The organism is Iodobacter ciconiae (assembly GCF_003952345.1).
GTDB classification, from domain to species: domain Bacteria; phylum Pseudomonadota; class Gammaproteobacteria; order Burkholderiales; family Chitinibacteraceae; genus Iodobacter; species Iodobacter ciconiae.
This window is the reverse complement of the sequence record NZ_CP034433.1, coordinates 3,198,529-3,214,577: the sequence shown is the minus strand read 5'-3', so window position 1 is coordinate 3,214,577 and position 16,049 is coordinate 3,198,529. Positions and strand designations below refer to the sequence as shown.

Here is a 16,049-nt window from a genome sequence, read left to right as displayed (position 1 = left end):
GGGGGGCAGGAGTCGTTTTTACGCTCCACTCCCCTCTCAACATTTCTTCCACGCAAAGCAAAACCCCCGCCTCTTTCGAGTACGGGGGTCTTGTTTACATCACGTGCGAATCTTTGATTCGCTCAGTAAAGGTGTCTGGCAATGACCTACTTTCACACAGGTAATCTGCACTATCATCGGCGCTAAGGTGTTTCACTGTCCTGTTCGGGATGGGAAGGAGTGGGACCACCTCGCTATGGTCGCCAGACTTTAACGGGGTAACTCGTTGTGTGTATTGCTCCACAACGCGTTCAGTTCAATAGAAGAAGTAATGTCTTACATTTCAAATCTAGTTTTCTAATCTGGGTAGATTATACCGTCGCGCACACGCGTCTCAGGTTATAGGATCAAGCCTTACGGGCAATTAGTATCGGTTAGCTTAACGCATTACTGCGCTTCCACACCCGACCTATCAACGTCCTGGTCTCGAACGACCCTTTAAAAGGCTTAAAGCCTTGGGGAAATCTCATCTTGAGGCGAGTTTCGCGCTTAGATGCTTTCAGCGCTTATCTCTTCCAGATTTAGCTACCCGGCGATGCCACTGGCGTGACAACCGGTACACCAGAGATCTGTCCACTCCGGTCCTCTCGTACTAGGAGCAGCCCCCCTCAAATTTCCAACGCCCACTGCAGATAGGGACCAAACTGTCTCACGACGTTTTGAACCCAGCTCACGTACCACTTTAAATGGCGAACAGCCATACCCTTGGGACCGGCTACAGCCCCAGGATGTGATGAGCCGACATCGAGGTGCCAAACTCCGCCGTCGATGTGAACTCTTGGGCGGAATCAGCCTGTTATCCCCGGAGTACCTTTTATCCGTTGAGCGATGGCCCTTCCATTCAGAACCACCGGATCACTATGTCCTGCTTTCGCACCTGCTCGACTTGTCTGTCTCGCAGTTAAGCCGCCTTATGCCATTACACTATCAGTACGATGTCCGACCGTACCTAGGCGACCTTCGAGCTCCTCCGTTACAATTTGGGAGGAGACCGCCCCAGTCAAACTGCCTACCATGCACGGTCCCCGATCCGGATAACGGACCAAGGTTAGAACCTCAAAGGGGTCAGGGTGGTATTTCAAGGTCGGCTCCACGCAGACTAGCGTCCACGCTTCATAGCCTCCCACCTATCCTACACAAACCACTTCAAAGTCCAATGCAAAGCTACAGTAAAGGTTCACGGGGTCTTTCCGTCTAGCAGCGGGGAGATTGCATCTTCACAAACATTTCAACTTCGCTGAGTCTCAGGAGGAGACAGTAGGGCCATCGTTACGCCATTCGTGCGGGTCGGAACTTACCCGACAAGGAATTTCGCTACCTTAGGACCGTTATAGTTACGGCCGCCGTTTACTGGGACTTCAGTCAAGAGCTTGCACCCCATCATTTAATCTTCCAGCACCGGGCAGGCGTCACACCCTATACGTCGTCTTTCGACTTTGCAGAGTGCTGTGTTTTTGATAAACAGTCGCAGCCCCCATTTCTCTGCGACCCATTTCTGCTCCATTCGCGAAGAACTTCACATACTCTGGGCTCACCTTCTCCCGAAGTTACGGTGATAATTTGCCGAGTTCCTTCTCCTGAGTTCTCTCAAGCACCTTAGAATTCTCTTCCTACCCACCTGTGTCGGTTTGCGGTACGGTCAATATAAAGCTGAAGCTTAGAGGCTTTTCTTGGAAGCATAGGATCAATCACTTCAGTCCGAAGACTTCGTCGTCACGTCTCAGCGTTATAGCAGCCCGGATTTGCCTAAGCCACACGCCTACTCGCTTAAACCACCTATTCCAACAGATGGCTGACCTACCTTTCTCCGTCCCCCCATCGCACTTCATATCGGTACGGGAATATTAACCCGTTGTCCATCGACTACGCATTTCTGCCTCGCCTTAGGGGCCGACTCACCCTGCGCCGATGAACGTTGCGCAGGAAACCTTGGGTTTTCGGTGTGCGGGCTTTTCACCCGCATTATCGCTACTCATGTCAGCATTCGCACTTCCGATACCTCCAGCATCCTTCTCAAGACACCTTCGCAGGCCTACGGAACGCTCCTCTACCATTTAGGAGCCAGCTTTCAGGGTTCGGGTTTCAGTGATTTGCCTAAACCATGCAACATCTTGGCGATCTCTTCATATTGATCGCGCCAACGTTGCCAGTCTGTTTCACTGATGTATCCTAAATCCATGCTATATCGTAGCCAAACTCGCACTTCATCTGCACTGCCTAAGGCAATAAAAATGAAGCGTAAAAATTCTCCTTTCAAGTAGCCTTGTTTGCCAAATCCTTCTGCAAGATTTGCAACAATGCTTTTACTCGATCGTCGTATTTGATCACCCAACGCGTATTGTTCAATCTTTGGAAAGCTTAAGCTCATCCGATGAATCTCTAAGGAGACCACATAGGCTTTCTTAAACACGTCCAATTCTTCTACACGTTGAACCATCGTTTGACTCCTGAAGCCTGAAAGCTGACTCCTAAATTCGCGTCTTCGGTTATCAGTTTGAGCCCCGTTACATCTTCCGCGCAGGACGACTCGACCAGTGAGCTATTACGCTTTCTTTAAATGATGGCTGCTTCTAAGCCAACATCCTGGCTGTCTATGCCTTCCCACCTCGTTTTCCACTTAACTGATTATTTGGGACCTTAGACGGCGATCTGGGTTGTTTCCCTCTTGACCATGGACGTTAGCACCCACAGTCTGTCTCCCATGCTCGCACTTGACGGTATTCAGAGTTTGCCATGGTTTGGTAAGTCGCGATGACCCCCTAGCCATAACAGTGCTTTACCCCCGTCAGTGATACATGAGGCACTACCTAAATAGTTTTCGAGGAGAACCAGCTATTTCCAAGTTTGTTTAGCCTTTCACCCCTATCCACAGCTCATCCCCTAATTTTGCAACATTAGTGGGTTCGGACCTCCACTGCGTATTACCGCAGCTTCATCCTGGCCATGGATAGATCACTTGGTTTCGGGTCTACGCCCAGCAACTATGCGCCCTATTCGGACTCGGTTTCCCTACGCCTCCCCTACTCGGTTAAGCTCGCTACTGAACGTAAGTCGCTGACCCATTATACAAAAGGTACGCAGTCACCCCATTTTGCAAGGGCTCCCACTGTTTGTATGCATCCGGTTTCAGGTTCTATTTCACTCCCCTCCCGGGGTTCTTTTCGCCTTTCCCTCACGGTACTGGTTCACTATCGGTCGATGATGAGTATTTAGCCTTGGAGGATGGTCCCCCCATCTTCAAACAGGATTTCTCGTGTCCCGCCCTACTTCTCGCATGCTTAGTACCAACCAATCTCTTTCGTGTACGGGGCTATCACCCACTATCGCCAGACTTTCCAGACTGTTCCACTAAAGTTTGATCTATCACATGCAGGCTCTTCCCATTTCGCTCGCCACTACTTTGGGAATCTCGGTTGATTTCTTTTCCTTCGGCTACTTAGATGTTTCAGTTCGCCGAGTTCGCTCTACACCACCTATGTATTCAGTGATGAGTGACCCAAAAGGGCCGGGTTTCCCCATTCGGATATCGATGGATCAAAGCTTATTTGCCAGCTCCCCATCGCTTTTCGCAGGCTAACGCGTCCTTCTTCGCCTATCATCGCCAAGGCATCCACCAGATGCACTTAGTCGCTTGATCCTATAACCTCAAACACGTGAAAAATATTCGCCAAGCTACTGCGAAACACAATGACTGCGTTAAAAAACGACTCAAAATCCTCATTTACATACGTAAACTCCGGTTTCTCGCCCTTTTTTGCCTTGTCCTTGCTCTTCTCGCTACGCTTGACAAAGATTTTTATGGTCGAAACCAATCACATCTTTAAAGTATCTGATTTCGCTTTGTTTGCGACATCAATTATTCAGTTCTGACTTCGAATAATCGATTTTGATACAATCTACCCTTATTTATTTCTAAACTTGAGTATTACTTCTTCTATTTTTTTAAAGATCAAAGATACATATTGCTGATTTTAGAAATCAGAAATAAAACATCGTCCCAAGCTTTAAATCTCTCTTGAGACAATATGTTATTTCTAGTTTCTTACTTCATTCCACCACTCAAAGGAGTGGTGGAGGCTAACGGACTCGAACCGTTCACCCCCTGCTTGCAAAGCAGGTGCTCTACCAGATGAGCTAAGCCCCCAGTTACTTCACTATACTTCGTCATTCAATCTCTCGTTTACCTTAGTAAACATCGAGATTTTATTTCTCGTCTAGCTCGCAATGAATTATTGCAATTTAAAATCAAATTGGCTGCTCAATAAATTCATTAAGCAATCACCTCTCTGGCCGCAATAGTCAAGTGAGGCTAGAAATAAAATAACGCAGTGTACGTTTCAGTACACAAATTATTTTATGACGACGCATCACACAGGCTAGTGCGGATTAGAATGGTGGGTCAGACAGGAATCGAACCTGTGACCCCCGCCTTATCAAGACGGTGCTCTAACCGACTGAGCTACTGACCCATTTCAGAATATTCAGGTAGCTAATCTACGCCGCCTGAGCAACTGAGCAATCTGATTTTTACGAAAACTTCTCGTATCTTCTTTTCTACAGTCGATGAGTGTGAGTACTCAATCCAAAAGTCTTCTCTTGAAAGGAGGTGATCCAGCCGCAGGTTCCCCTACGGCTACCTTGTTACGACTTCACCCCAGTCATGAATCCCACCGTGGTAAGCGGCCTCCCGAAGGTTAGCCTACCTACTTCTGGTGAAACCCATTCCCATGGTGTGACGGGCGGTGTGTACAAGGCCCGGGAACGTATTCACCGCGACATGCTGATCCGCGATTACTAGCGATTCCGACTTCATGGAGTCGAGTTGCAGACTCCAATCCGGACTACGATCGGTTTTATGAGATTAGCTCCACCTCGCGGCTTGGCAACCCTCTGTACCGACCATTGTATGACGTGTGAAGCCCTAGCCATAAGGGCCATGAGGACTTGACGTCATCCCCACCTTCCTCCGGTTTGTCACCGGCAGTCTCCTTAAAGTGCCCAACCAAATGATGGCAACTAAGGACAAGGGTTGCGCTCGTTGCGGGACTTAACCCAACATCTCACGACACGAGCTGACGACAGCCATGCAGCACCTGTGTTCAAGTTCCTTGCGGCACCCCCCAATCTCTCAGAGGTTCTTGACATGTCAAGGCTAGGTAAGGTTTTTCGCGTTGCATCGAATTAATCCACATCATCCACCGCTTGTGCGGGCCCCCGTCAATTCCTTTGAGTTTTAGCCTTGCGGCCGTACTCCCCAGGCGGTCTACTTCACGCGTTAGCTGCGTTACTAAGGAACGAATTCCCCAACAACTAGTAGACATCGTTTAGGGCGTGGACTACCAGGGTATCTAATCCTGTTTGCTCCCCACGCTTTCGTGCATGAGTGTCAGTATTAGCCCAGGGGGTTGCCTTCGCCATCGGTGTTCCTCCGCATCTCTACGCATTTCACTGCTACACGCGGAATTCCACCCCCCTCTGCCATACTCTAGTTCACCAGTTTGCAATGCAATTCCCAGGTTGAGCCCGGGGCTTTCACATCACACTTAATCAACCACCTGCGCACCCTTTACGCCCAGTAATTCCGATTAACGCTTGGACCCTACGTATTACCGCGGCTGCTGGCACGTAGTTAGCCGGTCCTTATTCTTCCGGTACTGTCATCCCCAAAAGATATTAGCTCTTAGGATTTCCTCCCGGACAAAAGCGCTTTACAACCCGAAGGCCTTCTTCACGCACGCGGCATTGCTGGATCAGGCTTGCGCCCATTGTCCAAGATTCCCCACTGCTGCCTCCCGTAGGAGTCTGGACCGTGTCTCAGTTCCAGTGTGGCGGATCGTCCTCTAAGACCCGCTACAGATCGTCGCCTTGGTGAGCCTTTACCTCACCAACTAGCTAATCTGATATCGGCCGCTCTAATAACGAGAGGTCTTGCGATCCCCCTCTTTCCCCCTCAGGGCGTATGCGGTATTAGCTATCCTTTCGGATAGTTATCCCCCATTACTAGGTACGTTCCGATATATTACTCACCCGTTCGCCACTCGTCAGCGGTGCAAGCACCCTGTTACCGTTCGACTTGCATGTGTAAAGCATGCCGCCAGCGTTCAATCTGAGCCAGGATCAAACTCTTTAGTTTAATCACTAAGCTAGTACTTACTGGCTTACAAAACTCAAGCCATTCCGAAAAATGACTCTTACTATGCAAGCACTTGTTTCGCTTCCGAATCAAGCACTCACACTCATCGACTGTATTTTTTTAAAGATCGTTTCGCTTGCCCAAACACTGTGTTGCCGTGTGTGCTGCAGCGAGAGGCCGAAATATACGGACCTTACCCGGGAAGGTCAACCACTACCGTGCAATAAAAGCGTAGTAATGCGCTAATTTGTTGATTTAAAAAGAATCCATATTGACCAGCAAATCATCAAAAGCAACAAAAGCCACTTCTTGTTTATCAAAATGCATTTAAAACGCGGGGAGCTGGCTTGCAAGAACAGAAAAAATATACGAAAAAGCCGCTCTTCAGGGTAGAAGTAGCGGCTTTTTAAATTTGGTTGCGGGGACAGGACTCGAACCTGTGACCTTCGGGTTATGAGCCCGACGAGCTGCCAACTGCTCCACCCCGCGACGGGTATCTTGCTAGAATCTATTTACTGGTTGCGGGGACAGGACTCGAACCTGTGACCTTCGGGTTATGAGCCCGACGAGCTGCCAACTGCTCCACCCCGCGACGGGTATCTTGCTAGAATCTATTTACTGGTTGCGGGGACAGGACTCGAACCTGTGACCTTCGGGTTATGAGCCCGACGAGCTGCCAACTGCTCCACCCCGCGACAGAGGGGCGAACTATACAAGAGCTCATCGGACGTGTCAATACGTAAGGAGTACTAAAAATCAATAACTCATAAATAAAATCTATTGAGCCTTGCTATGAACTCATGCCCAGGCTCAATGCATCAAGAGCTTATTCAACCAAATCCTTATAGGCATACCAGGTTGCATGGCCAAGAAGAGGAAAAATCACCACCAGCCCCACCACGGTAACAAAGCCAATAGCAGTCAGAAAAACAATCAGTGCGGCCCATTGAATCATCACAACCCGGTTTTCAGAAGTGACCCGCAAGCTGGTCATCATGGCGGTAATACTATCGATCTCCCTGTCGGCCAACATGGGGATCGAAACTGCGGTAAGACCAAAGACTAAAAAAGCCAATAAAAAGCCGGCTAAAGTCCAGACAAGCGTAAACGGTAAAAACTCTCCTGTTAAAGAGCTGATATAACCCGCCAGAGTGACATCCTGTCCGCCGTAAAACACGGCAAACAAAATAGCAGAGAAACGCTCCCAGGCAATAGCTACCATCCCCAGAGCCAGACCAAGAAAACCGAGCTGCCCCAGATTGGCCAGCAAATCACGAATCGATTGAATAAAAGATGTTGGCCGGCCTTCCTCTCGCTCAGAAGTTAGCTCGTAAATACCCGCTGCACCTAAAGGGGCCAGCAATAAAAAACCTGTGATTGATGTAGTGAATAGATAAGGGTGGTGTGCCGCCAGAGAAAGAACCAAAGCACCAATAAGCGTGACAATAACACCGTACATCAGGCTCGGGCCGGGATGAGCCCATAAATCACGCCAGCCTTTTTGTAACCAGACCATTGGACTATTTGCTGCAACTTCGCGAGTTTTGGGGAGCGTGAAATGCTGGTCCAGCGCGTCCATATGAATACTCATGATCTTCCTCCTTGAAAATAAGGCTGATATCCGGAAGAGGTTCGTATCTTCGTACCTTGCTCCGGCTTGTTCCAGCAAAAAAACTGGAGATCACAAAAATCTGTGATCAACCTAATTTCTAGTGCATATGTAATCAAGACACCGTGACGCCCAGATAAACGGCAATAAAAAAGCTTTATGTAAGAATTTTAATTACTTTACTGACTTGCACATATCAAAACTCCTGCTAGCTTGTATTGATAAACATTAAATCTGCGACCGGCCCAGTCAGTCAAGAGGAAGGCGCTACACCCAGGGAGGTGAGTAATGCGAAGACTTGCATTAGCTTTGATGTTGCCTGCTGTTACACAAGCAACAAGCATGAACTTCCAGCCTGCTCAAACTGCAATCGCCCACGACATCACAAATCTGCACACCTTGCTTATGTGGGTGATTCTGGTGATTTTTGTGCTGGTGTTTGGAGTAATGTTTTACTCAATATTAAAACATCGCAAATCCCTAGGCCACGCCGCCAAACCCTTTCATGAAAACACCACGGTTGAGATTCTCTGGACCATCATTCCAGCCCTTATTCTCGTTGCCATGGCCTGGCCTGCAGCCCGTGTGGTGATTGCACAAAAAGACACCCGCGACTCAGAAATCACCATTAAAGCCACCGGCTATCAATGGTTCTGGGGCTACAAATATCTGGATCACGGTGTTGATTTTAAAAGCCGCCTCACCACCGACCGCAAGCAAATTGATGAATACCAGGGCAAAGGCAGTGCTAAAGGCGAGCATTACCTTTTAGAAGTAGACGAGCCATTGGTTGTACCCGTAGGCAAAAAAGTACGCATTCTGACCACAAGCAATGATGTGATCCACTCCTGGGCCATGCCTGCTTTTGGCGTAAAACAAGACGCCATTCCCGGTTTTATTCGCGACACTTGGTTTAAGGCCGAAAATACCGGCACCTTCCGTGGCCAATGCTCGGAGCTTTGCGGTAAGGACCATGGCTTTATGCCCATCGTGGTGAAAGTAGTTACCGATAAAGAATTTCAGGAATGGGTAGGCAAAAAACAAGCTGAAGCCAAAGCCGCCGCCGACGATCCAAACAAAAAGTGGACCAAGGACGAGCTAATTGCCCGCGGCCGCTCTGTTTACGAAGGCAATTGTGTGGCCTGTCATAAGGCAGACGGCAAAGGCACCGGCCCTTATCCGTCGCTGGCCGGATCAAAAATTGCCACCGGCCCGATCGCTGACCACCTTGGAATTGTATTGGCAGGCAAAAACGCCATGCCCGCATGGAATGCGCTATCTGATACCGAAATTGCCGCTGTCGTGACTTACGAGCGCAATAGTTTTGGCAATACCACGGGCGATGCCCTCCTCCCCGCCGATGTTAAAGCCGCCAGAAAGTAAGGATCAGACGATGACTACTGCACACGACGCGCTCCACGCACCGGCCCACGATCATGCACATGAAGAACACCATGTTTCTTTTGTGCAGCGCTGGTTTTACGCCACCAATCATAAAGATATCGGCACGCTTTATCTGTGGTTTGCCTTCAGCATGTTTATTACCGGCGGCATTATGGCGCTGTGTATTCGCGCTGAGTTATTTCAGCCCGGCCTGCAATTCTGGCAACCTGATTTCTTTAATCAGCTCACCACCTTGCACGGCGTGATTATGGTGTTTGGCGCGATTATGCCGGCCTTTACCGGCTTGGCTAACTGGATGCTACCGCTGATGATAGGCGCACCCGATATGGCTTTTGCACGGATGAATAACTGGAGCTTCTGGCTACTGCCACCCGCTGCTGCGCTGCTGTTGATCTCATTCTTTGTACCCGGCGGCGCAGCAGCGGGCGGCTGGACTCTTTATCCGCCCTTGTCGATTCAGGCAGGCATGGGGATGGATTTAGCCATTTTTGCCATCCACCTCTTAGGGCTGTCGTCCATTATGGGCTCAATCAATATTGTCACCACCGTGCTGAATATGCGCGCGCCGGGGATGACGATGCTAAAGATGCCGCTGTTTGGCTGGACCATGCTGATTACGGCTTACCTTTTGATTGCCGTGGCGCCGGTGCTAGCAGGTGCAGTCACTATGCTGCTGACTGACCGGCATTTTGATACGCACTTTTTCAAGGCCATTGGCGGCGGCGACCCGGTATTGTTTCAGCATATTTTCTGGTTTTTTGGCCACCCCGAGGTTTACATCATGGCGCTGCCCGCTTTTGGTATCGTCAGCCAGATTATCCCCACCTTTGCGCGCAAACCGCTGTTTGGCTATGTTTCGATGGTTTACGCCACCTGCTCGATCGCCATTCTGTCGTTTATGGTCTGGGGCCACCATATGTTTGCCGTAGGAATGCCGGCCAGCACCCAGCTGTTTTTTATGTTCCTCACCATGCTGATTGCCGTGCCAACGGGGGTGAAAGTCTTTAACTGGATCGCCACCATGTGGCAGGGCAGCATGACTTTTGAAACACCGATGCTGTTTTCAATCGGCTTTGTTTGCCTGTTTACCATTGGAGGGTTTTCCGGGCTGATTCTAGCGATTGCCCCTGTCGATACCCAGATGCAAGACACCTATTATGTGGTGGCGCATTTTCATTATGTACTGGTAGCTGGTGCCTTATTTACCCTGTTTGCCGCCACCTATTACTGGCTTCCTAAATGGACCGGCAATATGTATCACGAGGGCCGGGGCCAGTTTCATTTCTGGTGGTCGATGGTCTGGTTCAACGTCACATTTTTCCCTATGCACTTTTTGGGCCTTGCCGGTATGCCACGCCGGATTCCTGATTACGCGCTGCAATTTACCGACTTTAATGCCATCGCTTCAATCGGCGCATTCTGCTTTGGCCTGGGGCAAATATTCTTTCTCTTTAACGTGATTCACACCATACGCGGTGGCGTAGGCAAAGCACCCGCCAAACCATGGGAAGGTGCAAACACGCTGGAATGGGAAGTGCCATCACCAGCACCACACCACACATGGGAAACCCCGCCTTCCTTAGAAATGGTCGAAAAAGGCCTTAAAGCCCAGGGCCTCTTGGGAGATCATCATGAGTAAAAATCTGCGCACCGCCTTGATTACCGCAAGCATCGCCCTCGCCTTTTTTGTGGGGATTATTATTCGGCGTTGGTTAATGGACGTTTAGAGCCAAACCCAAAATCTGTGGGCACGGAGAACACTGAGTTTACAAAGAGAGTACACAGGGAAAAACCAAGATCGTGCCTATACACAACTGGGTACATCACCCGCTTACGACTTGCTTTTCTCTGTGTTCTCCGTGGGCTTTGTGTTCTCTGCGTCTACAGGTTTTTTTACGTTTTTCACCTGAATACAAAAGGTAAAAATGCAAAGCACTCTTCAGCAAGCCAATCGCAAACTCGCTATACGGATGATGGTGATTGCCTGCCTGATGTTTGGTTTTGGCTATGCCATGGTGCCGTTTTATGGTGCGCTGTGTAAGGCAATGGGCATAGATCGAGCCAATAGCGATTTTGCCAACACCAGCGCAGCGGTCATCCGGGTGGAGTTTGATACCAATGTGGATACGGGCTTAGCCGCCTCCTTAATAGCGCTCGATCCGGTGCTGGCGGCCAAGCCAGGCGGCTTACTTAAAGCCAGATTTCGTTTAATTAATAAGAGCGATCAGCCATTAAAAGTACGCGCCATTCCCAGCTATGCCCCGGCCAGAGCCGCAGGCCTGCTGCAAAAACTGGAATGCTTTTGTTTTGATGGCCTCACGCTGGCCGCCAATGAACAACGCGATGTCATGGTCGTACTCTTAGTTGCTAATGAACTGCCGGAAGAGCTGGGGGCCGCCACGCTCTCTTACACGCTGCACCCGGAATTGAAATCATGATTGCAGCACTGAAAACGGTGCTCACCGCTTTTTTTGGCGTACGTAGCCGCAAAAATGCCGAGCAGACCAAACTAAAACCGCAACAGATTATTGCCGCAGGCCTGTTTTTAGCACTGTGCCTGGCGCTGAGTGTGTTTCTACTGGTACGGGTGCTGATTGCTCATGCCTAGAGTGAATTACGGCAAAAAACTGCCCAAGCCACCCGGCAAATCTAATTAAGTCTTTTTCAAGCAAGGTCTGGCTCGTGGGCATAAACGCTTGTCCACCCTAATATTGATGGAGCTGAAAATGAATGTAGAAAACGGAATTCACGATGAGCATTACTACGTGCCAGCCCCGTCGCGCTGGCCCATCGTCGGCTCTGTCGCCTTATTCTGCATGGGGCTGGGGGCTGCTTTTGCCATGAATAGTGTGGCAGCCGGAGCCTGGATTTTGTTGCTGGGCTTTGCCATTCTGATCTGGATGATTTTTGGCTGGTTTGGTGATGTGGTCAAAGAATCACAAAGCGGCAGTTACGGCCAGCAGGTCGATTACTCATTTCGCTGGGGAATGAGCTGGTTTATTTTCTCTGAAGTGATGTTTTTTGCCGCCTTTTTTGGCGCACTCTTTTACACCCGCACCATTTCTGTTCCTGAGCTGGGCTTCTTTTCTGATACCAACACCCTGCTCTGGTCAGGCTTTCATGAAAGCTGGCCAGCCCAAACCGGCCCCAAAGCCGCTGCCTATACCCCGATGGCGGCAATTGGCTTACCGGCAATCAACACCGCCCTGCTGCTCACCTCTGGCGCAACGCTCACTTGGGCACACTGGGGATTAATGGCCAATAAACGCAGCCAGCTCAAGCTTGGCCTATTGTTTACAGTGCTGCTCGGCACTCTGTTCTTAACCCTGCAAGCCGTCGAATACCACCACGGCTGGACCGAGCTTGGCCTGAAAATGAGCTCCGGCGCTTACGGCGCAACCTTCTACATGCTGACAGGCTTTCACGGCATGCACGTACTAGTCGGCACCATCATGCTGGCCACCATGCTGGTGCGAACCATGCGCGGCCACTTCAGCCCCGAACACCACTTCGGCTTCGAAGCCGCCGCCTGGTACTGGCACTTTGTAGATGTGGTGTGGCTGATTTTATTTGTGTTTGTTTATTGGTTGTAAGAAGCAACAAACCCAAATTTTGAACCACAGAGGGCACTGAGAACACGGAGTTTCACGGAGAAAAGCAAGTTCGGAGTTAAATCGTTTGGGTTTGGGTTTGGGTTTGGAATATCCCCCAACCATTTGAATTTATTTCGCAACTCATAGCATGGGGCTTAAATCTCCCCTTGAAACACGCCGTAGCGAGGAACAAGCGGGGCGGGGTTTCGGCAAGGGAGCGAGGAACGAGCCAATCCCGCCCGCCGCCGCCTCGATTGTCCGCAGCGTAGGGGCCTTCGTGTTTCGTGGGGTCGCCTTCTTTGCTTACTTTCTTGGCGAAGCAAGAAAGTGAGTCCCCGCGGGGATACCGCACCAAAATCACTGTGCCGAAGGCACTAAAAAAAGATCTTTTTTAGTTAACAAAGAAAACGGCGGGTTGCACCCGCCCTACAAAAGCAGTTCAATAAAAACAAAAAACTCATGCATTGGGATGTATCCACCCCATCCCATAAGCCACCAATAACAAAACAAATAAAGCAATCGACAAGCCCACCCTCAGTGTTAAAGCACGCACCATCTGCGTGGGTCGCCCGCCGCGAACCATCTGCAACAGTGCTCGCCCGAGGGCGATGATGATAATCAGGAGCAGGATGATGGCAACAATCTTCATGGAAAATCCTCCGTCTACACCCATCTTAGCGCAACGTCGCCGATATGCACTTGTCAGTTTAGCAATCCTAATCCTGATTACCTTTTACATGGGTCTGTGGCAGCTCAGCCGAGCACACGACAAACAAATACTCATAACGCAACTGACAAAACAAGAAGCACTCGCCCCCCTGCCTTGGGCAAAAGGCACTCCGCCCTTATTTCGCCCGATCAAACTAATCGGCCAATGGCTGCCACAGGCCCAAATCCTGCTCGATCACCGGATTGAAGCAGGCCAGATCGGCTATCACGTCATCACCCCTTTTCAGCTGAGCGATCAGAGCATAGTGCTGATCAACCGCGGCTGGTGGCCCGATGCGCAGCCCCCTAAAGCCGGTGCTAGCACCATCGTGAACGCACAGCCTTGGCCGCGTTATGTTGAGCTAGCCAACACACCGCCCAAAGATCACATCTTTCAAAATCTCCATCCGGAACGCTTTGCCGCATGGAGCAAGTTGCCCCAGCCAGTTGCCTATGCACTGATGCAAGCAGGTGAAAAAGGTTTGATCGTGCAACACAGCCAGCCCGCTATCCCGCCCGAGCGGCATCTTGCTTACACAGCCACTTGGTGGGGAATGACTTTAGCGGGTATTTTTCTTTGGATACGCTTTAAATGGGAGACAAGATAATGAAAGGACGCACCGTACTTATTGCATGTTTTATGTTATCCCTACTGCCGGTATTAGCCGCGCAAGCCGTTTGGCAATGGTGGCGACCCGTCGGAGGGAATAGCTTTGGCGAACTACTCGCCACCCCCATCGCAGCGCCCGGCCCCTGGCGATTAGCCGCTGCCGATGCCGCTTGCAGCGAGATACACGGCAAGCTGCTCTTTGCTGCCAGGCAACTGCGGCTGGCTCAGGGCGAAGCCAGCCAGCGTATTGTGCGCGCCAGTTTTTGCCCCTCGGACAATGCCGACATCGTCTACCTGCCCAGCCACGCCCCTGCCAGCGGCCTCTACCTGATCGACCCCCACGGCAATGCCGTACTGCGTTATTCCAAAGAGCAACTCTCTAACGACGATGGCAGACGCAAGGCGCTAAAAGAAATCGGGCAGGTTTTGAAAAATAATAAAGCGCTGGGTTGAAGCTGGAGGATAGGTGTAGCTACAAAGGAGCAAAGAAAATAACTTTATTTATTTGCAAACAGCAAAAAAATCGAAATGACCGCGCTCTCTGCACGGGGCTTTAGAGTCCCCTTGAAACACGCCGAAGCGAGGAACAAGCGGGCGGGGTTTCGGCGAGGACTGTCTGAGCGAAGCGAGTTCTGCAGCAGCCGCTCGATTGTCCGCAGATGAGGGGCCTTCGTGTTTCGTGGGACGGCCTTCTTTTGGTTCTTTTCTTGGCCGTTCAAGAAAAGAACGCCCCCGCGGTGGCTACCGCTCCTAAACCAACGTGCCGAAGGCACTAAAATAATGGCTTTTGACTTTGGCTAGCGCACATGGGGTAACACCCACCGCATTTTGGCTTTAAATATTAAACAAACGGCGGCTTGCACCCGCCCTACAGGAGCCATCAATGAAACCACTGCTCTGCCTTACCCTGATCTGGACTTTTTGCTTAGTCATGCTGGGTGCTTATGTGCGGCTTTCTGATGCCGGCTTGGGTTGCCCGGATTGGCCGGGCTGCTATGGGCTGCTCAGTGCGCCGGACGAGGCGCATGAAATTGCCAAGGCTGGCGCGGAGTTTGGCGGCGAAGTAGATCCAGCCAAGGGCTGGAAAGAAATGATACATCGCTATTTTGCGGGTGGATTGGGCATGCTGGTGCTGGCAGTGTGCTGCCTACTCTGGAAAAAACGCCCGCAGCTCAGCCGCGTCAGTATTTTACTGCCCCTAGCGGTGATTGTTTTTCAAGCATTACTGGGGATGTGGACCGTCACCATGAAGCTGATGCCGATCGTGGTTACCGCGCATTTGCTGGGTGGCATGACGCTGCTGGCACTGCTGACCTGGCTTAGCTCCCGCGCCCTTTTAAAGCCGCAACTTCCCAGCCAGTTGCGCCCCGTTTTCATCATCAGCCTGCTCGCCATCGTGCTGCAAATTGCCCTCGGCGGCTGGGTCTCAACCAATTATGCGGCGCTGGCTTGCAATGGTTTTCCTGCATGCCAAGGCAGCTTTGCCGCGCCTGTAGGTTTAAGCACCGCTATGCAGCCACTGCGCCAACTAGGCCAGAGCGCCAGTGGCGAAGCGCTGACGATTCATCATCTGGCCGCTATTCACTGGTTGCACAGGCTGGGCGCATTATTGCTACTCATCTGCATCAGTGTGCTGGTATGGCAGCTACGCAAAGCCACGCCCAAGTTCGCAGGGCTGATTTCTGCGGCGCTGCTGCTACAAATCTCACTGGGGATAAGCAATGTCTGGTTTGATTTACCGCTGCCGCTGGCCGTAGCGCATAACGGCGGCGCAGCGATATTACTGATGCTGGTGGTTGCCGTATGGGCGCAGGTTTTACCGGCTCAGAATATGGCCAAAGCGCACTCTGGCCTAAGCCTCACCCCAAGAGAGGGGAAAGTAGCGGCTTCGTCGTAATTTATATCGGACGGCAAACACTTAAGAACAAAACGCGTAGGAGCGGCTTTAGCCGC

Annotated in this window: 11 protein-coding genes, 5 tRNA genes and 3 rRNA genes; 9 read left to right on the top strand and 10 right to left on the bottom strand. The window is 50.7% G+C overall.

The window, feature by feature from the left end:
• Positions 1-133 precede the first annotated feature (133 nt).
• From rrf to EJO50_RS14070, 9 genes are all read right to left on the bottom strand, one after another.
• Positions 134-247 (bottom strand): 5S ribosomal RNA (gene rrf / locus EJO50_RS14110).
• Positions 248-382: 135 nt separating this feature from the next.
• Positions 383-3,676, bottom strand: a 23S ribosomal RNA gene (locus EJO50_RS14105).
• A 431-nt stretch (positions 3,677-4,107) separates the two neighbouring features.
• Positions 4,108-4,183, bottom strand: a tRNA-Ala gene (locus EJO50_RS14100).
• A 248-nt stretch (positions 4,184-4,431) separates the two neighbouring features.
• Positions 4,432-4,508: transfer RNA gene (locus tag EJO50_RS14095), tRNA-Ile, on the bottom strand.
• A 130-nt stretch (positions 4,509-4,638) separates the two neighbouring features.
• A 16S ribosomal RNA gene (locus tag EJO50_RS14090) occupies positions 4,639-6,172 on the bottom strand.
• The 16S, 23S and 5S rRNA genes sit together here with 5 tRNA genes alongside, the layout of an rRNA operon.
• A gap of 413 nt (positions 6,173-6,585) precedes the next feature.
• A tRNA-Met gene (locus EJO50_RS14085) sits at positions 6,586-6,661 on the bottom strand.
• Positions 6,662-6,688: 27 nt separating this feature from the next.
• Positions 6,689-6,764, bottom strand: a tRNA-Met gene (locus tag EJO50_RS14080).
• A 27-nt stretch (positions 6,765-6,791) separates the two neighbouring features.
• A tRNA-Met gene (locus tag EJO50_RS14075) sits at positions 6,792-6,867 on the bottom strand.
• Between the two features lie 131 nt (positions 6,868-6,998).
• On the bottom strand, positions 6,999-7,763 hold the full coding sequence (locus EJO50_RS14070) for a DUF2189 domain-containing protein (protein ID WP_125975207.1): 765 nt from the start codon (positions 7,761-7,763) through the stop codon (positions 6,999-7,001).
• Between the two features lie 306 nt (positions 7,764-8,069).
• On the opposite strand from EJO50_RS14070, the gene coxB reads away from it, so the two are divergent.
• The 6 genes from coxB (at position 8,070) to EJO50_RS14045 (ending at position 12,778) form a co-directional block, all read left to right on the top strand.
• Complete coding sequence (coxB, locus tag EJO50_RS14065) at positions 8,070-9,164, top strand: cytochrome c oxidase subunit II (protein ID WP_206434402.1); 1,095 nt, start codon at positions 8,070-8,072, stop codon at positions 9,162-9,164.
• A 10-nt stretch (positions 9,165-9,174) separates the two neighbouring features.
• Entirely contained in the window at positions 9,175-10,824 is a 1,650-nt protein-coding gene (gene ctaD / locus EJO50_RS14060) for a cytochrome c oxidase subunit I (RefSeq protein WP_125975205.1), read from the top strand.
• Positions 10,817-10,912 carry a cytochrome oxidase small assembly protein gene (locus EJO50_RS17550; RefSeq protein WP_233702097.1) on the top strand — a complete coding sequence of 32 codons (96 nt, stop codon included), beginning with the start codon at positions 10,817-10,819 and terminating at the stop codon, positions 10,910-10,912. The genes ctaD and EJO50_RS17550 overlap by 8 nt, the downstream gene beginning before the upstream one ends.
• A gap of 198 nt (positions 10,913-11,110) precedes the next feature.
• Entirely contained in the window at positions 11,111-11,623 is a 513-nt protein-coding gene (locus EJO50_RS14055; protein WP_125975203.1) for a cytochrome c oxidase assembly protein, read from the top strand.
• Positions 11,620-11,793 (top strand): DUF2970 domain-containing protein, encoded by a 174-nt coding sequence (locus tag EJO50_RS14050; protein ID WP_125975200.1) that lies wholly within the window; start codon positions 11,620-11,622, stop codon positions 11,791-11,793. Before EJO50_RS14055 ends, EJO50_RS14050 begins: the two co-directional genes overlap by 4 nt.
• 118 nt (positions 11,794-11,911) lie before the next feature.
• Complete coding sequence (locus tag EJO50_RS14045; RefSeq protein ID WP_125975197.1) at positions 11,912-12,778, top strand: cytochrome c oxidase subunit 3; 867 nt, start codon at positions 11,912-11,914, stop codon at positions 12,776-12,778.
• Between the two features lie 457 nt (positions 12,779-13,235).
• Here EJO50_RS14045 and EJO50_RS14040 read toward each other — a convergent pair whose 3' ends face one another.
• Positions 13,236-13,427 (bottom strand): twin transmembrane helix small protein, encoded by a 192-nt coding sequence (locus EJO50_RS14040; RefSeq protein ID WP_125975195.1) that lies wholly within the window; start codon positions 13,425-13,427, stop codon positions 13,236-13,238.
• Here EJO50_RS14040 and EJO50_RS14035 point away from each other — a divergent pair.
• From EJO50_RS14035 to EJO50_RS14025, 3 genes are all read left to right on the top strand, one after another.
• Positions 13,426-14,094 carry an SURF1 family protein gene (locus EJO50_RS14035; protein ID WP_164521517.1) on the top strand — a complete coding sequence of 223 codons (669 nt, stop codon included), beginning with the start codon at positions 13,426-13,428 and terminating at the stop codon, positions 14,092-14,094. The genes EJO50_RS14040 and EJO50_RS14035 overlap by 2 nt on opposite strands.
• Entirely contained in the window at positions 14,094-14,549 is a 456-nt protein-coding gene (locus EJO50_RS14030) for a hypothetical protein (RefSeq protein WP_125975190.1), read from the top strand. The genes EJO50_RS14035 and EJO50_RS14030 overlap by 1 nt, the downstream gene beginning before the upstream one ends.
• Before the next feature lie 430 nt (positions 14,550-14,979).
• Complete coding sequence (locus EJO50_RS14025) at positions 14,980-15,993, top strand: COX15/CtaA family protein (RefSeq protein ID WP_125975187.1); 1,014 nt, start codon at positions 14,980-14,982, stop codon at positions 15,991-15,993.
• The last annotated feature ends 56 nt before the right edge of the window (positions 15,994-16,049 follow it).

Bases quoted from the DNA above. Each gene is read 5' to 3' on its own strand.
- coxB (WP_206434402.1), top strand. From the start codon at position 8,070: ATGCGAAGACTTGCATTAGCTTTGATGTTGCCTGCTGTTACACAAGCA.
- EJO50_RS17550 (WP_233702097.1), top strand. From the start codon at position 10,817: ATGAGTAAAAATCTGCGCACCGCCTTGATTACCGCAAGCATCGCCCTC.
- EJO50_RS14035 (WP_164521517.1), top strand. From the start codon at position 13,426: ATGGAAAATCCTCCGTCTACACCCATCTTAGCGCAACGTCGCCGATAT.
- EJO50_RS14050 (WP_125975200.1), top strand. From the start codon at position 11,620: ATGATTGCAGCACTGAAAACGGTGCTCACCGCTTTTTTTGGCGTACGT.
- ctaD (WP_125975205.1), top strand. From the start codon at position 9,175: ATGACTACTGCACACGACGCGCTCCACGCACCGGCCCACGATCATGCA.
- EJO50_RS14055 (WP_125975203.1), top strand. From the start codon at position 11,111: ATGCAAAGCACTCTTCAGCAAGCCAATCGCAAACTCGCTATACGGATG.
- EJO50_RS14025 (WP_125975187.1), top strand. From the start codon at position 14,980: ATGAAACCACTGCTCTGCCTTACCCTGATCTGGACTTTTTGCTTAGTC.
- EJO50_RS14045 (WP_125975197.1), top strand. From the start codon at position 11,912: ATGAATGTAGAAAACGGAATTCACGATGAGCATTACTACGTGCCAGCC.
- EJO50_RS14030 (WP_125975190.1), top strand. From the start codon at position 14,094: ATGAAAGGACGCACCGTACTTATTGCATGTTTTATGTTATCCCTACTG.
- EJO50_RS14040 (WP_125975195.1), bottom strand. From the start codon at position 13,427: ATGAAGATTGTTGCCATCATCCTGCTCCTGATTATCATCATCGCCCTC.
- EJO50_RS14070 (WP_125975207.1), bottom strand. From the start codon at position 7,763: ATGAGTATTCATATGGACGCGCTGGACCAGCATTTCACGCTCCCCAAA.